Origin of the sequence: Stenotrophomonas sp. NA06056, assembly GCF_013364355.1 — a bacterium.
Lineage (GTDB): Bacteria > Pseudomonadota > Gammaproteobacteria > Xanthomonadales > Xanthomonadaceae > Stenotrophomonas.
Map to the genome: position 1 here is coordinate 1888090 of NZ_CP054931.1, position 22937 is coordinate 1911026.

Annotated in this window: 9 protein-coding genes; all 9 read left to right on the top strand. The window is 67.2% G+C overall.

Going from position 1 to position 22937, the window contains the following annotated elements:
* The first annotated feature begins 1 nt into the window (after position 1).
* The 9 genes from gspK to HUT07_RS08430 all read left to right on the top strand — a co-directional run bounded on the left by gspK (position 2) and on the right by HUT07_RS08430 (position 22860).
* Positions 2-907: a type II secretion system minor pseudopilin GspK gene (gspK, locus tag HUT07_RS08390; protein WP_176020547.1), complete on the top strand. Its 906-nt coding sequence runs from the start codon at positions 2-4 to the stop codon at positions 905-907.
* The gene (gene gspL, locus HUT07_RS08395; protein ID WP_176020548.1) at positions 904-2067 is read left to right on the top strand and encodes a type II secretion system protein GspL; all 1164 of its coding nucleotides are present in this window, start codon (positions 904-906) and stop codon (positions 2065-2067) included. The genes gspK and gspL overlap by 4 nt, the downstream gene beginning before the upstream one ends.
* Positions 2064-2591, top strand: a complete 528-nt coding sequence (gene gspM / locus HUT07_RS08400; protein ID WP_176020549.1) for a type II secretion system protein GspM — start codon at positions 2064-2066, stop codon at positions 2589-2591. Before gspL ends, gspM begins: the two co-directional genes overlap by 4 nt.
* The gene (gene gspD / locus HUT07_RS08405) at positions 2588-4969 is read left to right on the top strand and encodes a type II secretion system secretin GspD (RefSeq protein WP_176020550.1); all 2382 of its coding nucleotides are present in this window, start codon (positions 2588-2590) and stop codon (positions 4967-4969) included. Before gspM ends, gspD begins: the two co-directional genes overlap by 4 nt.
* Positions 4966-6399 carry a type II secretion system ATPase GspE gene (gene gspE / locus HUT07_RS08410; protein WP_176020551.1) on the top strand — a complete coding sequence of 478 codons (1434 nt, stop codon included), beginning with the start codon at positions 4966-4968 and terminating at the stop codon, positions 6397-6399. Before gspD ends, gspE begins: the two co-directional genes overlap by 4 nt.
* 7 nt (positions 6400-6406) lie before the next feature.
* On the top strand, positions 6407-7606 hold the full coding sequence (gspF, locus tag HUT07_RS08415; protein WP_176020552.1) for a type II secretion system inner membrane protein GspF: 1200 nt from the start codon (positions 6407-6409) through the stop codon (positions 7604-7606).
* Between the two features lie 270 nt (positions 7607-7876).
* Positions 7877-9061: a substrate-binding domain-containing protein gene (locus HUT07_RS08420; protein WP_176020553.1), complete on the top strand. Its 1185-nt coding sequence runs from the start codon at positions 7877-7879 to the stop codon at positions 9059-9061.
* Positions 9062-9161: 100 nt separating this feature from the next.
* The gene (locus HUT07_RS08425; protein WP_176020554.1) at positions 9162-10289 is read left to right on the top strand and encodes a substrate-binding domain-containing protein; all 1128 of its coding nucleotides are present in this window, start codon (positions 9162-9164) and stop codon (positions 10287-10289) included.
* A 190-nt stretch (positions 10290-10479) separates the two neighbouring features.
* Positions 10480-22860 carry a filamentous haemagglutinin family protein gene (locus tag HUT07_RS08430; protein ID WP_176020555.1) on the top strand — a complete coding sequence of 4127 codons (12381 nt, stop codon included), beginning with the start codon at positions 10480-10482 and terminating at the stop codon, positions 22858-22860.
* Positions 22861-22937: the final 77 nt, after the last annotated feature.

Genomic DNA, 22937 nt, shown 5'->3' on the forward strand with positions numbered 1-22937 from the left:
GATGTCAGCCCTGATGCGTTCTGTTTCAAGTGCCCGTCAACGTGGCATGGCGGTGATCGTCGCCCTGCTGGTGGTGGCGCTGGTGGCGGTGATTGCCACGGCACTGCTGACCCGGCAGTCGGCCCAGCTGCGCGCGCTGCGTGGCGACCAGCTACGCGCGCAGGTGCGTATGGCGGTGGACGCAACGCTGGAGCGTGCGGCGCAGCAGCTGCGTGAGGATGTAAAGGAACAGCTGACCACGGTGCGCAGCGGGCGCTGGGCCCGCCCATTGCAGCTGCAGGCGCCGTTGCCGGTGCGGCTGCAGCTCGTCGATGCGCAGTCGATGTTCAACCTGCGGAACCTTCTGGCACATGGCAGGCCGGACCCCGAGGCGCGGCGCGCGTTCATCGCGTTGTGTGCCGGGCAGGGGCTGGGCCAGGGCGCCTGCACATCCGCCGCGGACCACATCCAGGCGCGCCTGCGCGATGGCGACATGCAGGCGCAGGCGCCGCTGCCCCGTGAATCACTGATCGAACAGGCGCTGGCCGGCGCTGACCCGGTAGCGCTGCAGGCGCTTGCACGGCGCACCGTGGTGCTGCCGGCGCAGACCCTGGTCAACGCCAACACCAGCGACCTGCGCGTTCTGCAGGCGGTGACGCCTGCGGTCGAGCCGGCACGGCTGCAGGCGCTGCTCGGTGAGCGCGACGCTGGCCATTGGCTGCTCAATCGCGGCGACATCGCCAACCGACTCCAACTGAGCAACGAACAGATGGCGGTGCTTCCCTTGGGTATCCATAGCGAGTGGTTCCTGGCCGTCGGCCAGGTGCAGGCTGATGGCAGCGCGGTTGATTTTCGCGCGCTGCTCTGGCGCGAGTACCGCGACGATGGCGTGCGTGTGCAACGTGTGTGGACGAGGATCGGCGCATGAACGTGCAGCTTCGCGTGCGCCTGCCGGCGCTTGAGCGTCTGCGCGCCGACAGCGCGGTGGACTGGGCGCAGCTGCACAAGGGCGAGGTGCTGGCTCACGGTCGCGACACACTGGCGGCGCTGGGCCTGCGGCATCCGCAGGCTGCGGTGCATGCCTGCCTCGATCCGAACGACCTGATCCTGCTGGAACTGCAGCTGCCACCGTTGTCGGGGCGCCGCCTGCAGTCGGCGCTGCAGGGTGAGGTGGAGGCGATGCTGCTGGATGACCTGCAGGAAGTCGCGTTGGCCCACGGCGCGCAGGCGACGGACGGCGCGGTTCCTGTGGCCTGGCTGGGCCAGCAGGCGGTCCTGCAGGCGCAGCAGCTGCTGGCTTCGTGTGCACTGCGGCTGCAGGCGCTGTATCCGACGCCGCTGCTGCTGCCCTGGCAGGACGGCCATGCCACGCTGCAGGTCAGCGGCGAGCACCTGCTGGTACGCAGCGGGCGCGATCGGGGTTTCGTTCAATGGTATGGCGGACGTGATGCCTGTGCGGTGATGCAGGCGTTGGTTGTGCGCCTGCAACAGGCCGGCGTGCAGGCCGTGCAGTGGATCGATCGTGTGCCGCCGACGTGGCCGGACAGCCTGCCGGCCACCGCCATTCCGCATGAACGGCAGGCCTCTGGCCCCTTGCCAGGCTGGTCATTGCCGCTGCCCGGCGCGGGCCAGAAGGCGCCGCGGCTTGCGATCGGGCTGGCATTGGCGGCGGTGCTGCTGGCCGCGCTCGGTCTGCAGCTGCAGGTCTCGCGGTGGCGAAGTGAGGGCGAGACCCTGCAACAGGACATGGCGCGCCAGTTCAGCGAACGCTTCCCGGAGATCACCGATGTGGTGGACCCGGTGTTGCAGGCAAGGCGAGCACTGGCCGTGCCACTGCCGGCGCCGCCGTTGCCGCCGCTGCAGCGTCAGGTAGCCGGCACGCTGCAGGCGGTTCCGGAGCTGGCGGGACAGGTGCGCAGCCTGCATTACCAACCCGGGCAACTGGAGATGGAGCTGGATGCCGACGCCCAGGCATTGGCCGATGATCCCCAGCGGCTTGAACACTGGCAGCAGGCAGTGCAGGCGAAGGGCCTGCAGTTGGCGCGCGAAGCCGGTGGGCGCCTGCGGGTGAGCGGAGCTGGACAGTGACGACCCGAACCCTGCGGCTGGGCGAGGGAATGGCGGGCCTGCAGCAGCGCTGGCAACGCCTGCCACCGCGCGACCGGCTGATGCTGTGGGTGATGGTGGTGGCGCTGCTGGTGGCGGGTCTGTGGATGTTGTGGCTGGAGCCGCTGCTGAAGCAGCGCACGCACTGGCAGGCCGAGCTGCCGCGGCTGCAGGCGCAGGCGCGTGTCCTGGCGCCACTGCTGCAGGCGCGCGAGCGTCAGCAGCAGACGCAGGGGCAGCGCCCGACGATGGCCGGGTTGCGTGACGGAATCAAGTCGGCCGGCCTGGCCGACGGACTGCATATCGAAGCGCGCGACGGGCATTGGCACCTGCAGGTGCAGGCGGTGCCCGCTGACGCGCTGTGGAACTGGCTGCTGCCCGTGCTGGCCGATCCGGCCATCGAACTGCAGCAGCTGCAACTGACACGCACAGGGGATGCGAACATGCCGGCGGCACGGATTTCCGGAAACATCGTGATGGCGCTCAACGTGGGTGCCCATCCATGAGGGCGATGCGCAGCCTTGCCTGCAGTACTGCGTTGGCCCTGATCGTGGGCATGGCCCACGTACCGGCACCGGTGCTGGCGCAGGACACCCGCGAAGAGCCGGTTCAGTTGAACCTGGTGGATACCGATATCGGCGGGGTACTGCGCATGGCGGCGCGCTTCACCGGGCGCCAGTTCCTGGTCGATCCGCGGGTGACCGGCAAGATGACGGTGGTTTCCGATGGTCCGGTCAGCCGTACCCAGGCCTACCAGTTGCTGCTGGGCGCACTGCGTATGCGTGGCTTCGCGGTGGTCGAGAACGGCGGCGTCAGCCGGGTGGTGCCGCAGGCCGATGCCAAGCTGTTGGGAGGACGCGTCGGCATCGGTGGTGCCGGCGGTGGCGTGACCACGCGCACCTTCGCGCTGCGCTACGAGAACGCGGCGGCACTGGTGGCGGTGCTGCGGCCGATGATCAGCCCGGACAATCCGATCACAGCCAATCCAGGCAACAACACCCTGGTGATCACCGACTACGCCGACAACCTGGAGCGCATCGCGCGGGTGATCGCCAGCGTCGATACACCGGCTGGCATGGACACCGATGTGGTGAAGCTGCAGCAGGGCATTGCCGTTGACGTCGCGGCGATGGTCGCGCCACTGCTGGATGCGCAGGGCGCCGAGCCCACCCAGAAGGTGGTGGTGATGGCCGACCCGCGCAGCAACAGCGTGCTGCTGCGCTCCAGCAGTCCCGGCCGCACCCGCCTGGCGCGGCAGCTGGTGGAGAAGCTGGACCGTGCCCAGGACGAATCCGGCAACCTGCATGTGGTCTACCTTCGCAATGCCCAGGCCAACCAGCTGGCCGGTGTGCTGCGCGGCGTGGTGGCGGGGCAGAGCGATGCACCGGCGATGGGCAGCAATGAAGGCATCACGCCACTGCCGGGTGACGCCAACCGTTCCACGCCAACGCAGCCGTCGCAGCCGCAGCAGGCCAAGACCGGAGGCAATGCGCTGGAATCGCAGCGCCTGGACCCGAGCCGCCGTGACCCGATCGATGCGGGAAGCACCGGCTTCAGCCAGAACGGCATCTCGGTGCAGGCGGACGTGGCCACCAACACGCTGCTGATCTCGGCGCCGGAGCCGGTGTACCGCAACCTGCGGCGGGTGATCGACCAGCTCGACCAGCGCCGTGCACAGGTGCTGGTCGAGAGCCTGATCGTGGAGGTCAACCAGACCGATGCGGCCGAGCTGGGCGTGCAGTGGATGCTGGGCAATGGACGCACCTTTGGTGGCACCCACTTCGGTGGAGCCACCGGCGGTAGCGGGCTCAACACCGGTGCGCGCACCACGCTGGACGTGCTGCCCAAGGACGGCCTGAAGATCGGCGTGATCGACGGCACCATCAACCTGCCTGGCGTCGGCCAGATCCTCAACATGAAAGCGCTGGCCAACGCGCTGCAGAGCAAGGGCGGCGCCAACATCCTGTCGACGCCGAACCTGATGACGCTGGACAACGAGGCGGCCAGCATCATGGTCGGCCAGACCGTGCCATTCGTCAGCGGCCGCTACGTGACCGACGGTGGCGGTGGCAGCAACAACCCGTTCCAGACCATCGTGCGCGAGGACGTGGGCCTGAAGCTGCGGGTGCGCCCGCAGATTTCCGAGGGCGGCACGGTGAAGCTGGACATCTACCAGGAAGTCAGCAGCATCGACGCGCAGAGTGCCAGCAGCACGGCCGGCATCATCACCAACAAGCGTGCGCTGGATACCAGCGTGCTGCTGGACGATGGCCAGATCATGGTGCTCGGCGGCCTGCTGGAAGACAGCGTCAGCCATGGTCGCGATGCGGTGCCAGGGCTGGGCAGGATCCCGGTGCTGGGCGCGCTGTTCCGCAGTGATACGCGCAAGCGCTCCAAGACCAACCTGATGGTGTTCCTGCGCCCGCACGTGGTGCGTGACCCCGCCGCCGGCCAGCGCCTGACCCGCGACCGCTACGACTACATGCGCAACGCGCAGGCCGGCGCGCAGCCGGTACAGAGCTGGGCATTGCCGGCGCTGTCCGCACCGCAGCTGCCGCCGCAGGACCTGTCTGTACTCGGCCAGGGCAATGCGCGCGATGGCCAGGGCCAGCCGCTGCAGAACACCAGCCTGGCAGCGTTGTATCCGGCCGGCGACGGCGATGCGCAGTTGGTGCAGTTCGCACAGGGGCTGGACCCGGCGCGTGCCAGCCAGGGCGTGGCGCAGGTGCGTGCACTGGGCCTGCAGGCCTATGCCGAAGCGACGCCCGGCGAGAGCGGGCAACGCCTGCGCGTGCGATTGCCGCGCGATCCGGCGACGCTGGACCCGGCGCTGCAGCAGCTGCGCGGGCTGGGCTACACGCCGGAACTGGTGATCGGGCCGTGAGCACCGCCGCACCGCTGCCGTACGCCTGGGTGCGCAGCCATGGCGTGATGCTGTCCGAGGCGGGCGGCGAGCCCGTGTTGCTGGGCACCGCCGAAACTGCGGCGTGGGCTGTGGCTGAACTGCGCCGCCGGCATGGCCCGCTGCCCTTCCAGGCGCTGGACGCTGCGAGCTGGCAGCAGCGGCTGGGTGAGCAATACCGTGACGGCGGCGATGCCGCCGCCGTGGTCGGTGCCGCCGAAAGCGAAGTCGATCTGGACCGGCTGATGCAGGACATGCCGGAGGTCACCGATCTGCTGGATGCGCAGGACGATGCGCCGGTGATCCGCATGATCAATGCGCTGCTGGCACAGGCTGCACGCGATGGCGCCAGCGATCTGCACATCGAGCCGTTCGAGACCCATTCGGTGGTGCGCTACCGCGTGGACGGCACCCTGCGCGACATGGTGCAGCCACGGCGCGCACTGCACGCGGCGCTGGTGTCGCGCATCAAGATCATGGCCCACCTGGATATTGCCGAGAAGCGGCTGCCACAGGACGGGCGCATCGCGATCCGCGTGGGCGGGCGGCCGCTGGATATCCGTGTCTCCACGGTGCCGACCGGGCACGGCGAACGCGCCGTGCTGCGATTGTTGGAAAAGGACGCCGGCCGGCTGCAGCTGCAGCGCCTCGGCATGGCCGATGACACCCTGGCCACGTTCACCGGATTGATTCGGCAGCCGCATGGCATCGTGCTGGTCACCGGGCCGACCGGCAGCGGCAAGACCACCTCGCTGTACGCCGCGCTTGGCCAGCTCGACAGCACCACCAGCAACATCCTCACCGTGGAAGACCCGGTGGAGTACGACTTCGCCGGCATCGGCCAGATCCAGGTCAACGCGCGCATCGGCATGAGCTTCGGCACCGCGCTGCGTGCGATCCTGCGCCAGGATCCGGACACCATCATGATCGGCGAGATCCGCGACCTGGAAACCGCGCAGATCGCCGTGCAGTCGTCGCTGACCGGGCATGGCGTGCTGGCCTCGCTGCACACCAACGATGCGATCTCTGCGGTGACCCGCTTGGCCGACATGGGTGTGGAGCCATTCCTGCTGGCGTCCTCGTTGCGTGGCGTGCTGGCGCAGCGGTTGGTGCGGCGGCTGTGCACGCAGTGCCGGCGCGCCGAGGTGGACGGCGAGGGCCGCACTGTGTGGCGTGCGGTGGGCTGCGCGGCCTGCGCCAACAGTGGCTATCGGGGGCGCACCGGCATCCATGAGTTGTTCGTGGTCGACGAGCGCGTGCGAGCACTGATCCATGAAGGGCAGGGTGAGCCCGCGCTGCGCGAGGCGGCTCGGCGCGCCGGCATGCGGACGTTGCGGCAGGACGGCCAGCGCTGGGTCGACAGCGGGGTGACTACGCTGGAAGAGATCCTGCGCGTCACCGGCGACGATTGAGGCGACCATGGCACTGTTCGATTACCAGGCCGCCAACGCGCAGGGCCGCATCGAGAAGGGCCAGCTGGACGCCGACAGCCCACGCGGTGCTCGGCAGGTGCTGCGCGGGCGCGGGCTGACTCCTGTGCAGGTGAGTGTGGCGCGCAGTGCCGGCAGTGGTTGGGGTGCTCGCCGGTTGTCCGCCAGCGAGCTGGCCTGGGCCACGCGCCAGCTGGCCAGCCTGCTGGCCGCCAGCCTGCCGTTGGAAGGTGCTTTGAGTGCGGTGATCGAGCAGGCCGAGCGCCCGCATGTTGCGCAGGCGCTCACTGCCGTGCGTGCCGATGTACGCGCCGGCCAGCGCCTGACCGTGGCGCTGGCAGCGCGCCCGCGCGATTTTCCACCGATCTATCGGGCGCTGGTGGGGGCAGGCGAAGACTCCGGCGATCTGGCGCGGGTGATGGAGCGCCTGGCTGACTACATCGAAGAGCGCAATGCGCTGCAGGCCAAGGTGCTGACCGCCTTCATCTACCCGGCGGCGATCAGCCTGGTATCGGTGGCGATCGTGATCTTCCTGCTCAGCTACGTGGTACCGCAGGTCGTGACCGCATTCGTGCAGGCGCGGCAGACGCTGCCGATGCTCACGCAGGTGATGCTGGCCGCCAGTGCGTTCGTGCGCAGCTGGGGCATGTGGGTGGGGCTCGGCATCGCTGCGCTGGTGGTGGCCTGGCGGTTGGCCCTGCGCAAGCCGGACCTGCGCCTGCGCTGGGACGCGATGCTGCTGCGGGTGCCGATGGTCGGGCGCTTCGTGCTGGGTGTGAACAGTGCGCGCTTCGCCTCGACACTGGCGATCCTGCTGGATGCCGGCGTGCCGCTGCTGCGCGCGCTGGAAGCTGCCCGGCAGACCCTGGGCAATGCGCTGCTGGCGCGTTGTGCCGATGACGTGTCCGCGCGCGTACGCGAAGGCGCTGCATTGGGCTCTGCGTTGAAAGTGCAGAAGGTGTATCCGCCGATCCTGGTGCATCTGGTGGCCAGTGGCGAAAAGACCGGTTCGCTGGCGCCGTTGCTGGATCGCGCCGCGCAGACGATCTCGCGCGAGATCGAGCGTCGCGCGATGGCACTGACCGCGCTGCTGGAGCCGACCATGATCCTGGTGATGGGCGGGGTGGTGCTGACGATCGTGCTGGCCGTGCTGATGCCGATCATGGAAATGAACCAATTGGTGCAGTAGATCCACGCCATGCGTGGATGCACGTCATATCGCGCACGTCTGGCGATCCATCCACGCGTGGCGTGGATCTACGGGAAGCAGGATTCTCCACACAATCCTCCACACCTTTTTCTGATCTTCCACAGGTTTCTTAAGCGGCCTGTCATCGGCGCGGACCAGCATGGACACGTCGCCGCAGAGTGGGCTGGGAGGCCCTCGGCGGCAGCAGGCGTGTAGTGACCGTTCCTCCCTTGGCGTTTCCCTTCGCAGTAAACCCTTCAGGAGAAGATCATGAACAAGTACAAGACCCTGGCCGCGCTGGTTGCTACCGCGCTGCTCGCCACCGCCGGTGCCGCTTCGGCGCAGCAGTCCCTCGTCAACGGTGGTGGTGCCTCGCTGCCGGCCGACCTGTACAAGGGCCAGGCCGACAGCATCCTGCCGGCGAACTTCAGCTACGCCGTGACCGGTTCGGGCACCGGCAAGAAGGCCTTCCTGGAAAACAAGATCGCGCTGTTCATCCCGACCGGCACCGGCAACGTGCATTTCGCCGGCAGCGACTCGGTGCTGAGCCAGACCGAGATCGACACCTACAACACCACCTACAACAGCGCGAGCTCGACCACCACGTTCGGCCCGCTGCTGCAGCTGCCGTCGGTGGCCACCTCGGTCACCATTCCGTTCAACAAGTCGGGTTCGGCTGTTGACCTGACCGTGGCCCAGGCTTGCGGCATCTTCTCGGGCAAGATCACCGACTGGTCGAGCATCGGCAGCGGCCGCAGCGGCGCGATCCAGGTCGTCTACCGCGGCGAGAGCAGCGGCACCAGCGAACTGCTGACCCGCTTCCTGGCCAATGCCTGCCAGGCGGCCGATGTCTCGGGCACCAGCCTGAAGCTGACCAACGGCGTGCCGGCCTTCTCGGTGCAGTCGACCTTCGCCAACCTGTTCACCACCGTGCCGGCGAACTTCATCGCCGCGCCGGCCACCGGTGGCACCGCGCTGTACAACGCCGTGTACGCTGTTGACGGCCGCATCGGCTATGTCGGCCCGGACGTGATCCCGGACCTGAAGGACGCGACCAAGGTCGCCAAGCTGAAGGGCAACTCGCCGGATGAAGTGAGCGTTGCCGCCACCCTGAACACCATCGCGCCGCCGTCCACCGCTGCCGATATCGCCAACCCGGCCAAGTGGGTCCCGGTGTTCACCAACCCGTCGGCGGGCTACCCGATTGCTGGCTACACCAACTTCGTGTTCGGCCAGTGCTACCGTGTCGCCCTGGCTCGCAACGCGATCCGCGATTTCCTGCAGAGCCACTACAACCTGGGCGCTGCCGGCACCAACGATGCCGCCGTGCGCGCGCATGGTTTCATCCCGCTGACCCAGGCTTGGCGTGAAGCGATTGCCAACAACCTGGTGGCTTCTTCGGCCCCGAACGGCCTGAGCAACGCCAACACCTGCACCACCGGCGTCGGCCGCTGATCCAGCGGTTGCGCTGAATTGGGCGCCGGCCGCGAGGTCGGCGCCTTCTTGCGTGTGAGTCCCCGGTCGAAAAGGAAATGGGAATCCAAAGGAGAGGAAGATGAAACGAAAGCTTCTGGCGGTGCTGTACATAGGCGCGGCGCTCTGTGGAACTGCCAGTGCACAGGTCAAGGTTCTGCCCATCAAGGGCGCAGGATCGGCCGTGCCTGCAAAGCTCTTTGCGGAATCGGCAGACAGGATCCTGCCCGCCAATGTGACCTATCGCGCCGTGGGTGATGAACTCGCACGGCGGGCCTTCCTTGAGAATGTGCCCGAGACTCCCGGTGAGGCCCGGCCGCCGCATTTCATCGCGACCGAATCGGTGCTGACCGGCGCTGAGATCCTGGCGTACAACAAGAATCATGCGAAGCAGTTTGGCGCGCTCATCCAGGTGCCAGTGGCCGGCCTGGCGATTGCGTTGCCGTTCAACAAGCCTGGCGGTGCCCTGGACTTGAGCGTGCCGCAACTGTGCCGCCTGTTCTCGGGCAAGACCGAGTACTGGGGTGACCTCGATCCTGACCGTTCCGGAGTGGTCAGGGTGATCTATCGTGCCGAGAAAAGTGGAACGACCGAACTGCTGACCCGCTTCCTGTCCACGGCGTGCTCATCGTTGGACACCGCCGGTTCCAATTTGGTGGGAGGCTCGTTCAAGACCACCCGCGATTTTGCTTCGCTGTTCTCGGCATTGCCCACCAACTTCGTGGCTGCAACCAGTGAGCAGGCGCAGTATGACCGGGTGATGGCCACCGGTGGTGCGATTGGATACAGCGGCCCGGACATCGCCGCACCGCTGTCCGATCCAACCCGCGTTGCCAAGGTGCGCGGCTACTCGCCCGATGACGCCAGCGTGCGCGCGACGCTGAACTCGATCGCTCCTCCGACCGGTTCTGCGGCGGAGCGACCGGAAAACTGGGTGCCGGCTTTCAGCATCCCGTTTGTGGGCTATCCCATCGTCGGCACCACCAACCTGATTTTCAGCCAGTGCCATGCCGAGCTTTGGGAAGCGATGTCGCTGCGGGTGTTTCTGATTCCGCATTACGCCAGGCGGAATGATGCGGCCGTCACCGCGCATCGGTTCATTCCGCTGCCCTCCGCCTGGGGCGAAGCCATCCGCAGCCGGTTCGCCGTGGCGGGCGTGCCGACGGGCTTGAACAACCCGAGCACCTGCGCGGGCATCGGTCGTCCGTGACGAGGCGGTGTTGGCGCGATGCCATGAACAGGCGCCGGCGCGATTGCCGGCGCCTTTTTCATTGTGGCGAATGCTTTCTTGATGTCGGCTTCACGCCCGCAGCCTCGTCTAACAGGGGCAGGGCACCCATCGCCCCATCCATCAGACAGTGATGCGGCTGCGGCCGCCCAATCAGGTTGACGAGGTCCAGATGTCGCATCCGCTCACGACCGTTTCCCGTCCGTCCATGCTGCGCCGCAGTCACCCCATGGCGTGGGCCGTCGCAGTCGCGCTGGGTACGGTGGTCGCTCCCGCCAGCCAGGCCCAGCAGGCGTTCAGTCCTGGCTGGTTCGCTGATCGCGGTGCGGCCCAGGGCGCGGCAGCGCAGAGCGGACGGATGCCCAACGGGGTACCGATCCAGTTCCAGCTGCCGGCGCAGCAGCAGGACGCCGCACGCCAGAAGCTACAGCAATCCATCGACAACCTCGGCACCGCCGCACAGGCTATTGCATTGCAGCAGCGGCTGCAGGAGCAGGCCCGGCAGGCGCGTCGGGAGGCTGGCTTCATCGTGGCCGACGGGCTGGGCAAGGACGGCCTGAAGGTCGATGAAAACCCGCTCACCCGTGGCTGGTTGAATGCGCGCGAGGCGATCCAGTCACAGGGCAGCGATGGCCGGGTCCAGGTGAGCGTGGAGCAGACGGCGGACAAGGCAATCCTGAACTGGGAAACCTTCAACATCGGCGGCAACACCACGCTGACCTTCCAGCAGAATGCGGACTGGGCGGTGTTGAACCGGGTCAACGACCCCACTGCCCGGCCCAGCCAGATCCTCGGCCAGCTGAAGGCCAATGGCACGGTGTTCGTGGCCAACCGCAATGGCGTGGTGTTCGGCAGCAACAGCCAGGTCAACGTCCGCAACCTGGTTGCCGCTGCCGCACGGATCAGTGATGGGCAGTTCCGCGACAACGGCCTGTTCAGTGCCGACGGCACCACTGCCGCGCTGACCGAGGCCTTCGGCAAGGTGATGGTGGAGCAGGGCGCGCGCATCGCCACCCACGATCCTTCAAGCGCCACCCGCGGCGGCGGCTACGTGCTGCTGGCCGGCAGCAGCGTGGAGAACGCCGGCCAGATCGAGACGCGCAAGGGCCAGGCGCAGCTGGCGGCGGGTGACAGTTTCGTGATCCGTCGCGGCGTCGGCACCGCGCAGAACACCGCGTCGACCACGGCCGGCAACGAGATCGCGCCGCGCTTCGTGCAGGGCAGCAGTGCCGGCGAGGTGCGCAACAGTGGCCTGATCCAGGCGCGCGAGGGCGACATCACCCTGGCCGGGCGCAGGGTCGAGCAGGCCGGCGTTGCCGTCGCTACGACCACGCTGGGCCAGCGCGGCACCATCCATCTGCTCAACGCGATCAGCGACCGCCAGGGCCAGGTGACCCTGCAATCCGGTGCAACCACCGCGGTGCTGATCGAAGACGACGGCAAGAGCGCGGTGCTGGACAGCCAGCGCGACGCGTTGATCAAGGCCTCGGCGGAGCAGGATGTGCTGCGTGCGGCAAGCAGCGCTGGCACGTTCGACAACCTCTCGCGGCTGCAGGACCGTCGTGACCAGTCGCGCGTGGAGATCGTCTCCGGTGGCGACATCAATTTCAAGGATGGCTCGTTGACCGTTGCGACTGGCGGCCAGGTAGTCGGCGACGCAGCGCGCCGCAGCTACGTGGGCAATGCGGCGCAGGTCGATGTCTCCGGCGCAGTCGGTGTGCGCGTGGCGATGGAGAGCAACAACGTGCAGGTGAAGGTGCAGGGCAACGAACTGCGCGATTCGCCGGTCAACCGCGACAATGGCAGGTTGATCAGCAGCGAAGTCTGGATCGATCGTCGTGAACTGCAGCGCGTCGCAGCCGGTACCGGCGGTTATGCCGCCGAGCGCTGGTATGCCGGTGGCGGGCTGCTGGAAGTGGGCGGCTATCTGGACAACCAGCGCCACTCGATCGGCGAATGGGCGGCCCAGGGCGGCACCGTGCAGTTGAGCGGCAGCGAGGTGGTGACCCATGGCGGGTCGAAGATCAACCTGGCCGGTGGCAGCCTGGATGTGCAATCCGGCGTGATCAAGCAGAGCTGGCTGCGCGGCACCGATGGGCAGTTGTACCGCCTGGACGATGCGCCGGCGGAGATGCAGTACGCCGGCCTGTACAAGGGGTTCGAGGTTGATCACCAGCGCTGGGGCGTCAATGAGGCCTTCCGCAATCCGTTGGTGGCGCCGGGCGAGCGGGTCGACAACGGCTATACCGTGGGGCGCGATGCCGGCCGGTTGGTGATCTCCGCGCCGACCGCGGTGCTGCAGGGTGACATCAACACCCAGGTGTTCCAGGGCGCTCAGCAGGCCAAAGCACCGGACCAGGGCAAGGACGGCTACGCGCAGGCACAGACCGCGGTGGCCCGCAACGCCCAGCTGTGGCTGGGGCGCTATGACAACGCAGGGCGCAATGCGGTCTTCGATACCCAGGTGCGGATCGCTGATGGCGCGATGCCCGTGGCTGACTGGACGCTGCAGGCACCGATCCCGGTACCGCAGCGCAACACCCTGTGGCTGGATGCGGGCCGCCTGAGCGAGCAGCAATGGGGACGCCTGGACCTGGCCACTGCCGGCAGCATCGGCATCGATGGGAAGATGCGCCTGCAGGATGGTGGTCAGCTGGTGCTGACCGCCAGTGACATCCGCCTCGACGGTGATATCGGCATTGCGGGTGGCCAGCTGCAGGCCGGCAATCTGCTGGCGGTGGTCGGCAGCCCTCTGGTCCCGCTGCTGCAGGCCGGGCGTGGACGGGTGGAGATCGCCGATGGCGCGCGCATCGACCTTGCCGGCCGCTGGAGCAATCTGCTGCTGGACCCCGGCGCGGCGCAGGGCCAGGCGTGGAGCGATGGCGGTCGCCTGCAGCTGGAGAACAGCCAGGATGTGGTGGTCGGGCGTGGCAGCGAGCTGAGCGTAGACGCCGGCGGCCGTGTCGACAGCGCCGGCAAGGCGCGCATCGGGAAGGGCGGCAGCGTCAGCCTGCAGGCCAACAATCTGGACACCGGCACGGGCGATGTTGGTCGTCTTTCGTTGGCTGAGGATGTACGCATCAGCGCGCTTGGCCAGGGCAGTGGGAGCTTGTCGTTGACGGATGGCGGGCATATCCGCATCGGTGGCGATGGTCAGGTCGACGACGTGCTGACGTTGCGCGGTGCGCTGTTCGGCAGTGGTTTCAGCCAGTACGACATCAATGCGCACAAAGGCCTGGAAGTGGCCGGTGGTGCGCAGGTCGAGGTGGTCATGCCGGGCCTGCACCTGGCCAGCGGCGCGCTGAAGGCCGTCACCCGTGAGGAAGCCGTGCAGGCATGGCTGGCCCCGCTCTACAGCGCCGATCCGTTGAGTGGCCGCGTCAGCCAGCGTGCGGGTGCCGGCCTGGTCCTGCGCTCGCAGTTCGGCAATCGTGGCGGCGACCTGCGCATCGGCACGGGCGCCAGTGTGCAGGTCGATCCGGCGCAGTCCATCGAACTGCGGGGTGGCGGCAACATCACAGTGGAGGGGCGCCTGCATGCGGCGGGCGGGCGGATCCGGCTGGATGACGTACGCTTGCCCACTGATCTGTTTGACAGTCAGCCCAACAGCCGCACTTACCGCATTGCCGATGGCGCCGAGTTGGATGTCAGTGGCGACGCCTTCAGCGTGGAGGATTCAGCGCGGCGGCAGCGCGGACTGGTGCGCAAGGGCGGCAGCATCGAGATCGGGGGCGCGCTGGATTGGGAAGGCGCGGGCGAGATCAGCGATCGTCCGCTGGATGCCTTCATCGTGGTCGAGCGGGGCGCACGGCTGCATGCCGACGGCAGCTCGACGGCGTTGCACATCGATGGCCAGGGCGCGCAGCAGGTGGACAGCGATGGTGGCGAGATCATACTGCGCTCGGCCAATGCACTCTACCTGCAGGGCGATCTGCACGCGGCTGCCGGCGGTGCCGGCGCGCGTGGCGGCACCCTTGGCATTGCCTTCGGTGGCGGCATCTATGCAAAGGGATCCGGCGAGGATGTCAAGGTACCCCGGTACCTCAACCTCAGCCAGAAACGCGACGTGACGTCGATGGTGGCCGCGCCGAAGTATGGCGACGCACGGCTTTCGGTGGAGCAGATCCGCGACGGAGGGTTCGACAATCTGGCAGTGTTCGCTGCGCTTCGCAGCGAGGGAGACATTGATTTGCAAATGGGCCAGAGCCTGCGCCTGGCTGGCTCGATCGGCCTGCTGCCGGGTGCTGCATCAGGCAGCAGCATCTCATTGCACTCGCCCTATCTGAAGTTGACCAACCCGTCCTGGTCTGTAATCAACGGCAACGAACTCGAGATCAGCGCCGAAGCGCCACTGGCGACCGGGGAGCAGCACCGGTTGCAGGCCGACGCGCGATTGATCGATATCCGCGACCGGGTGGCACTGGATGGCTTTGGCGACGTCGCCCTGCATAGCAGCGGTGATGTACGTTTCCTCAAGGGGGCAACCAGCACCGGAGCGTTGGATGCCGATCTACTCGCCGCGCAACGCCTGGAAATCACTGCCGCGCAGCTTTATCCCGTCGCTGGTGCGTCCGCCCGGATAGGCGCTGGTTTCGCAGCAGGCACGCTTTCCAGAGACATGATCTGGAGCGATCCGACCGGTGTTCTGCGCATCAATGGCCTCGGAGAAGCATCGCCTGCAGCTCCGCTCTCGGCGATGGGCAGCCTGATGCTGGCAGCTGCGACCGTCGAGCAGGGCGGCGTGGTCCGCGCGCCGATGGGCAGCATTACCGTGGGTGGCTCCGACAGGAGCAACACGATTGCTTCCAGGGTCTCGTTCCTGCCAGGCAGCCTGACCTCGACCAGCGGTGCGGGGCTGAGCCTGCCTTACGGCGGTACGGTCGATGGCATCCAATGGCGACTTGACGGTGCAATCGTTGTCCCACGCAATGTGGGCGGTGGCGCGTTGCCGGTTGGCATCGGTGTGGTCAGCAGCCAGACCGACGTGGCGCTCGGCGCGGTGCTGGACATGAACGGTGGCGGCGAGCTGACCGGCGCTGCGTTCGTCAGTGGCCGTGGTGGTTCGGTGGACATCCTGCGCCACACCCTTGCCGAAGCCAATCCGCGCTATGGCTTCAGCCAGTCCGGTAGCGAGGTCTATGCGATCCTGCCAGGCTACACCGGCAACGCTGCACCGCAGGGCCTGTCTGACGGTACTGCCGATCCACGCGTGGGCCAGCAGATTGTCGTGCCAGCCGGCGTGCCGGGCCTGGCCGCAGGCACCTACACGCTGTTGCCAGCCAGTTTCGCGCTGCAATCTGGCGCGTTCCGGGTCGAGATGGGGGCGAGCTCTACGACCGGTTCTGCTACGCCGCTGCCCACTGGGACGGGCTCCTGGCGCGTGGCAGGTCACCGCAGCGACGGTCTGGTCGAGGCGGTCTCGCCGCTGCTGACCGACCTGCTGCTGACCCCGGCCGCGACCGTGCGCCGTCATTCCGGATACAACGAAACCAGCTACAACGCGTTCACCGCCACCAACGCGCAGCGCCTCGGCCTGCCGCGTGGCTGGCAGACGGTCGACGCGGGCATGCTGCGCTTTGAGCTGGGCAACGGGGCCGGTCGTCAAGGCACGTCCGCGCTCCGTGTCGAAGGCGAGGCCCGCTTCCAGGCGGCTACCGGAAGCACCGGAACCGGCGGCAGTGTGGAGGTCACGCGCGTCAACCAGCTCGGCTCGCTCGAGATCATTGCCGCGGGCGGCAAGGCCGACTTGCGCCTCGATGGGTCGACGATCGAAGCCGACGCACTCAACGCATTGCAGCCCTCGCGCCTTGTCGTCAACGCGCGGGTGCGTTCGACGGCTCAATCAGTCATTGATGTCGGCGGCGTTGGCCAGGACGTGGTGGTGCGGAGCGGGGCTGTCTTGCGCGCGCCGGAAGTCCTGATCGGCGCGGTGGCCGGCGGCAGCGGCATCGTAGTGGAGGCGGGGGCAGCCATCGACACACTCGGTCTGGGTACGGCCGGTCTGCCCTCTAGTCTCGGCTACGTCTATCAGGTGGGTGGAGCGCTGCTGGCGGTATCCAATGATCGCCCCGAGCTGTTGGGGCTCGCGGTCGGAACCGGCGGCTCGAACGTGAACATCGACATTGGCGGATGCGGTCCGGCTGCGACCTGTGCTGGTCAGGCCCGCCTGGTGTCCGAGGGCAGCATCAATGTGACCACCAATGGCCAGCTGCAGCTGCGTGAGGGGGCCACCTATGGCACGCGCGAGTTGGCGTTGGGGGTGGGCAACATCAACCTGGGCTCGGCCGAAGCGATTGCGCGAGCCGCAGCCATCGCCGCACTGCCGCCGGGCATGACCCTTAACCAGCAGGTGCTGGGCGACCTGCTGCGCGGCAACACGGCTACCGGGGCCCCGGCGCTGGATACGCTGCGCCTGAATGCCAGCGAGGCGATCAATGTATTCGGCAGTGTGGACCTGGACACCCGTGATGCGGCGACCGGCAAGGCCACCCTGCGCAACCTGGTGCTGGGTACGCCCGCAATTCATGGTTATGGTGACAGCAATGACCGGGCGCGCATCTTCGCCGCGGACCTGACCTGGGCAGGGCAGCTGGGCGGTTCGCCGGCACTCGGCAGTACCCAGACGCCGCCGTCGGCGCCGGCCATCACTGGCCGGCTGGGCAGCGGGCAGCTGGACATCATCACCGACACACTGCGCCTCGCACCTTCGGCGCGCTCGCAGCCTCTACCTGAGGTGGTGGCCGGGCGCCAGGTGCTGGGTTTCGCCGGCGTCAATCTGCAGGCGGCGCGTGAACTGGTGTTTGCCGGCAATGGTGCGCTGGATGTCTACCAGCGACAAGGCGACTACATCACCGGCAAGGGCTGGACGTTCAGTGGCGGCAATCTCGACATCCAGGCTCCGTTGATCACTGCTGAGGCCGGCGCGAAGCTTTCGGTGAAGGCTGGAGGTACGCTCGCTGCGCACGGTGCGGGGGCGGGCAGGGCAGCCGACGCGCTGGGTGCCGAACTGGACCTGCGTGCCAGTGATATCGTGCTCGATACGCGTTTCGCTCTGGCTTCCGGCAGGTTGACCGCCAACGCAGATCATTCCGTACGTCTGGGCAGCAAGGCCGAGCTGGATCTTTCCGGGCGCAAGGTCAGCCTGTTCGACGTCGACAACTACAGCTGGGGTGGCGATGTCGAGCTGACGGCTGCCGATGGCAGCGTGCTCGCCGATGCCGCATCGAGGATCGATGTTTCGGCACGCAACAACCGGGCCGGTCGACTGACGGTCACCGCCCTTGGGGCTGGCGATGGACGTGTCGATCTGGCCGGGCAGATCCTCGGCCAGGCCAGCGGCCGCCATGACGTCAGTGGCAGCGTGGTGCCATATGACAACGGCGAACTGCTGGTGCGCGCACAGCAGCTGCAGGACTTCAGTGGTCTGAACCAACGCCTGACCCGCGATGGCGTGACCGGCGCGCGCAGCTTCCAGATCAAACAGGGCGACTTGGTGATCAGCGATGAAGTGAAGGCACGCAAGGTTGACATCAGCGTGGATGGCGGCGCGCTTCGGGTAAACGGCCGCATCGACGCCAGTGGTGAGCAGGTGGGCACCATTCGCCTTGCAGCGCGCGACGACCTGCAGGTGGATGGCACCCTGGACGCGCACGGCACCGCGCTGCGCGTGGACAGCTACGGCAGCATCATCGACAGTCCGAACCGCGCCATCATTGAACTGGAGAGTCGCAGCGGAACGCTGGCATTGGGGCGGACGGCCAGGGTCGATCTGCGCAGCGGTACCGATGTTGCGGTTGGCAGCACTGCGGGTCAGAACGATGGCCGTGCACGCGGCACGCTGGTACTGAACATGCCGCGTACTGGCGGCGGAGATGCATCCATCCGCACCGATGCCGGGTTGCAGGTGCTGGGAGCACGCGATGTCTTCGCCACGGGCGTGCGTCGCTATGACGATGCTCCGTTGGCGACGACGCCTGATGTGAACGGCCATCGTTCGCAGATGGTGACGCAGGCCTGGCTGGACAGCGTCGTCGACCCGGACAGCGTGGCCTGGATGAATGCCGCGCTTGGCAATGGCAATCTGTCCGCGCGCCTGGCGGCATTGGACAGCGTACGCTTGCGGCCGGGCGTGGAAATCGTCGGCATGACATCGGCAGCCAATCCCAGCGGTGACCTGACCGTCAGTGGCGATCTGGACCTGTCCGGCTACCGCTATGGCCCACAGGCCAATCGTACCGATCCGGCACGTCGCGGCTTCGGTGAGGCCGGTGCGCTGCGCCTTCGCGCCGCTGGTGATCTGCATGTCTACGGCAGCATCAACGATGGCTTTGCGCCACCGCCGGTCAGTCCGGACGACGCCGGCTGGCAGCTGTTCGAGGGCAGCGATGCCACCGTGGGGATCACGCCGTTCGGCGCTGACATCGTGGTGCCGGGCGATGGTGTGGTGCTGGATGTCGGCTCGCGCTTCCCGGCTTCGTCAGTGTTGAACTACGCCATCAAGGTGCAAGCTGCGCAGCTTCCGGCAGGCACGACACTGCCGGTGGAGATGACCCTGACCCAGGCCCTGCAGCTGCCGGCTGGCACGGTCCTGTCCGCCGCGATCACCCTGAGCGATGGCCAGTTCCATGCAGCCGGAACCGTGCTTGCACAGGCCCTGACAGTACCGATGGGCGCGCGTCTGGGCGCCGGCTTCCAGCTGCGAAGCGCTGCTGACGTCGCAGCGCACACCTGGCCGGCTGGGGTGCCGTTGCCGACGGAGCTGCGGCTGGCGGCGAGTACGCCGTTGCCGCGTGGTGCGCTCATTCCGTCGATGGCCCTGGTCAAGCTTCCGGGAGGCACGCCGATCAAGCTGCGCCCTTCCGGCAGCGACGGAAGGCAGGGGCGAAACTGGGCGTTGGCACAGATGCTGCCCGAGGGCACCACGTCATGGGATCTCTCCCTGGTCGCAGGTGCAGACACCGAGTCCGCCGATCCGCGCACACGCCGATTTGGCGCCAATGGCGACCTGACGTTGTCCGACACGCATTACGGCGTGATCCGTGACTCACTGAAGCAGAACAAGTTCGTGCGGGAACGGCTGGTGACCCAGGAAGGTGCGCAGCGCCTCGGTGTTGACGGTTCCTGGGTGGGCAGGACCGTAAAGGAGCTGGCCGCTCACCTTGGGCGGGACGAGGATGCCCTGTGTGCGGTGGGTTCAAGCTGCATCACCTCGCCGTACATCTTCACCGAGTTCGGTGCGGAAGAGCTGGCAGGCGACCCATCCCTCGCCGGAACCAGCGTGAGGGAGTTTGGCGAGATGATCGGCATGACCGAGGAGGCGATCTGCGGGCTGCTCAGCGAGGGGTACTGCCTGATGCCCGGCGAGATGCGCGAGATCACGACCATCGGTCCGCCGCAGCATGGAACGCCGATGTGGAGCGTGCTGCGCACCGGCACGGGCGACCTGCAGCTGTCGGCTGCCAGGGACGTGCAGATGCGTTCGGTGTTCGGCGTGTACACGGCGGGTACACCCACCTCCCTTGGCAATGGTCACGATGCTCGTTTCCAGTCCGTGCGCAGCCCGCTGGGCGCAAGTGACATGCTGCTTGGCCTGCAGCAGTCGACCGGCGACTATGATGCCGCGCTGGCGGCTTACCAGGCGTGGTATCCGGACCATGGCGGAAACCTGAGTGTGATTGCGGGCCGTGATGTTACCGGAGCAACCTGGGGCAGTCGTTCTGCTACCGGCGGATCCAACAATGGAGTCGCTGGAACCTTCAGCAGCGCGACCGGGGGCTGGCTGTGGCGGCAGGGTACTGGGACTACCACGGGTGTCGAGCCGGTAGCTACCAGTTGGTGGATCAACTTCGGTACATACGCCGCGTTCAGTCCCACTGAGGTCCGGGACTATCCAAAGATGGTCGGATTCACCGGCCTCGGCACGTTGGGCGGCGGCAATCTTGAGGTTGAGGCAGGCCGTCATGGCGGCGTGACAGCCGCCAAGGGCGAGGCGCTGGGCGTCCTCGGTGGTACCCGCTACTCGACCGCGATCAACGCGGCAGTCGGGGCCACCGGCCGCGTTGATGATGGTCGCCTCGTGCAGACCGGTGGCGGTGATCTGCGCCTGCGGTTTGCCGGCGCGCTGAATCCGCTGCTGGCAGCAACGTCGATGAGCCAGACCGAAAACATCCAGAACCCTCAGCTCAACGGCACACTGGTCAATCTGCGCGGCCATCTCGGCATCGATGCCGCAAGGATTGGCGGTAGCGTTGTGCGTGCCAGTGACTATCAGACCATCAGTAGCGGACTTCGTGCGATGGACCCGTTCCGCGCCAGCACCAGCGCTGCGATGGGTGGCCCGCTGCTGGTGCTGGGCGATGCGGTTGCGGACCTGCAGGCGCGTGGGGACGTCGTCCTTTCCAGTGCCGCGGATGCCGGCCGGGTTCGTCAGTACAATGCGTTCGAGGCCAGGACCGATGATGGTTCACGGTTGCTGGGCGTTGCTGGATTCGCGCTGTGGACCCCTACCACCGCCATCAATCTGTTCTCCGCAGGCGGCGACATCGTGCCTGTCGGGCAGGCGACAACGCAGGAAGAGGCAGATGGTGGAATGGAAGGCGTCGTGGGCGGAGCCACCTATCGGATCTATCCGTCGCGCCTGACGGCCATCGCTGCCAGCGGTGATATCAAGCTTTCGCGTTCCGTTTCCAGAGAGGTGCTGCTGACGGCCCCAGGGACCAACAGCACTCTGCAGCTGCTGGCAGGTAACTCCATCCTGGCTGCAGCCGATGCACCGATGATCAGCAGCTCGGGGGCGGATGCCCGCTTGCCGTCGCCCTTCGACCCTGCCTTCAGCGGATTCGGTGGCAGTAGCCGCAATCAGCTGCTACGCAGCAATCTGTCGCAGGATGGCACGATTGCGCCGCTCAATGTCAGGTTCAATGGCGATTCACCGTTGTTTGCGTTCGGACCGAACCGGCCGATGCTGAGCACGCCGCGTGCCGGCGACGGACAGCCGAACCGCTTCTACGCCGGCAGCGGCGACATCATCGGCCTGCGTACCGGCGGCGAATGGGCCTTGGGCACCAGCGCGGGCATGATCCGAACGGTCGGCATCTGGTATGACGTGTCGGCGCCGGTTCAGCTGCGCGCAGGCATGGACATTCTCGGCAGCTCGGTAATGGCGATGAACAATGGCAGCACCGACATGACTGTTGTCCAGGCTGGCCGTGACATCGTGCACACCAACCTGACCGTGTTTGGCCCAGGAAGCGTCGATGTCAGTGCAGGCCGCCAGCTCCGCCAGGAAGACAGCGGCAGCATCGTCTCGCGCGGTGGGCTGATCCAGGGCGACACGCGCCCGGGTGCGAGCATCGCGGTGGCCGCCGGCAACCAGTACATTGCGTTCGATGCCGTGCGCGCCCGCTACCTGGATCCGGCCAACCTCGCCGATCCTTCGCAGTCGCTGGCATCGCAGCCCGGCAAGGCGGTGAAGATCTACGACAAGGAGCTGAAGCAGTGGCTGCAGCAGCGCTTCGGCCTTGCCGTCGACGGCGCCGAGGCCCTGGCTGTGTTCGACCGGTTGCCGCTGGAACAGCAGCACATCTTCCTGCGCCAGGTCTACTACGCTGAACTGCGCGAGGGCGGCCGCGAGTACAACAATCCGGACGGGCCGCGATTGGGTTCCTACCTGCGTGGTCGCGAAGCCATTGCAACCCTGCTGCCGGACAAGGAAGCAAACGGCAAGACGATTGATCGCAGCGGCGATATCGTGATGTACGGTGGCTCCGGCGTACGCACCGAGGCCGGTGGCAACATCGAGCTGATGGCGCCCGGTGGGCAGATCGTGGTGGGCGTGGTCGGCGAGGCGCCGCCTGCGAGCGCGGGCCTGGTGACCCAGGGACAGGGCGATATCCGCTTGTTCAGCCAGGACAGCGTGCTACTCGGCCTGTCGCGTGTCATGACCGCGTTCGGCGGTGACATCCTGGCCTGGACGGAGCAGGGCGACATCAATGCCGGTCGCGGCTCTCGCACCACGCTGCTGTATACGCCGCCGCGTCGGATCTATGACAACTGGGGCAATGTGTTGCTGTCGCCGCAGGCGCCGGCCAGCGGTGCCGGGTTCGCCACGCTGGCCCCGATTCCCGAAGTGCCGCCGGGCGACGTCGATCTGATCGCGCCGCTGGGCACCATCGATGCGGGTGAGGCGGGTATCCGCGTCTCGGGCAACATCAACCTGGCCGCACTGCAGGTGCTCAATGCAGCCAACATCCAGGTGCAGGGCGAGAGCAAGGGCCTGCCGGTGCTGGCCACGGTGAACGTCAATGCGCTGGCCTCGGCCAGTGCGGCAGCGAACAGCGCCAGCCAGGCCGCGCAGGATGTGATGCGCAAGAGCCAGGACGACGCACGGCGCAACCAGCCGTCGGTGATCAGCGTGCAGATCCTCGGCTTCGGCAGCGGCACCAGCAGCATTGCGCCGCCGGCGCGCGGCACGACCGCCAACAGCGGCTACGACGCCAACAGCGCGTTCCAGTTCCCGCAGGCGAGCAGGGACGAAGGCACGCAGCGACGCTAGGCATCTTGCAACCGTGCCGACCAACGGTCGGCACCCACCGTGGATCCATGCCATGCGTGGATGCAGCTGGACCGCAG

What these genes read in the sequence shown, in the direction of transcription:
- HUT07_RS08430 (WP_176020555.1), top strand. Translation starts at nt 10,480, where the DNA reads ATGTCGCATCCGCTCACGACCGTTTCCCGTCCGTCCATGCTGCGCCGC.
- gspL (WP_176020548.1), top strand. Translation starts at nt 904, where the DNA reads ATGAACGTGCAGCTTCGCGTGCGCCTGCCGGCGCTTGAGCGTCTGCGC.
- HUT07_RS08425 (WP_176020554.1), top strand. Translation starts at nt 9,162, where the DNA reads ATGAAACGAAAGCTTCTGGCGGTGCTGTACATAGGCGCGGCGCTCTGT.
- gspD (WP_176020550.1), top strand. Translation starts at nt 2,588, where the DNA reads ATGAGGGCGATGCGCAGCCTTGCCTGCAGTACTGCGTTGGCCCTGATC.
- HUT07_RS08420 (WP_176020553.1), top strand. Translation starts at nt 7,877, where the DNA reads ATGAACAAGTACAAGACCCTGGCCGCGCTGGTTGCTACCGCGCTGCTC.
- gspF (WP_176020552.1), top strand. Translation starts at nt 6,407, where the DNA reads ATGGCACTGTTCGATTACCAGGCCGCCAACGCGCAGGGCCGCATCGAG.
- gspK (WP_176020547.1), top strand. Translation starts at nt 2, where the DNA reads ATGTCAGCCCTGATGCGTTCTGTTTCAAGTGCCCGTCAACGTGGCATG.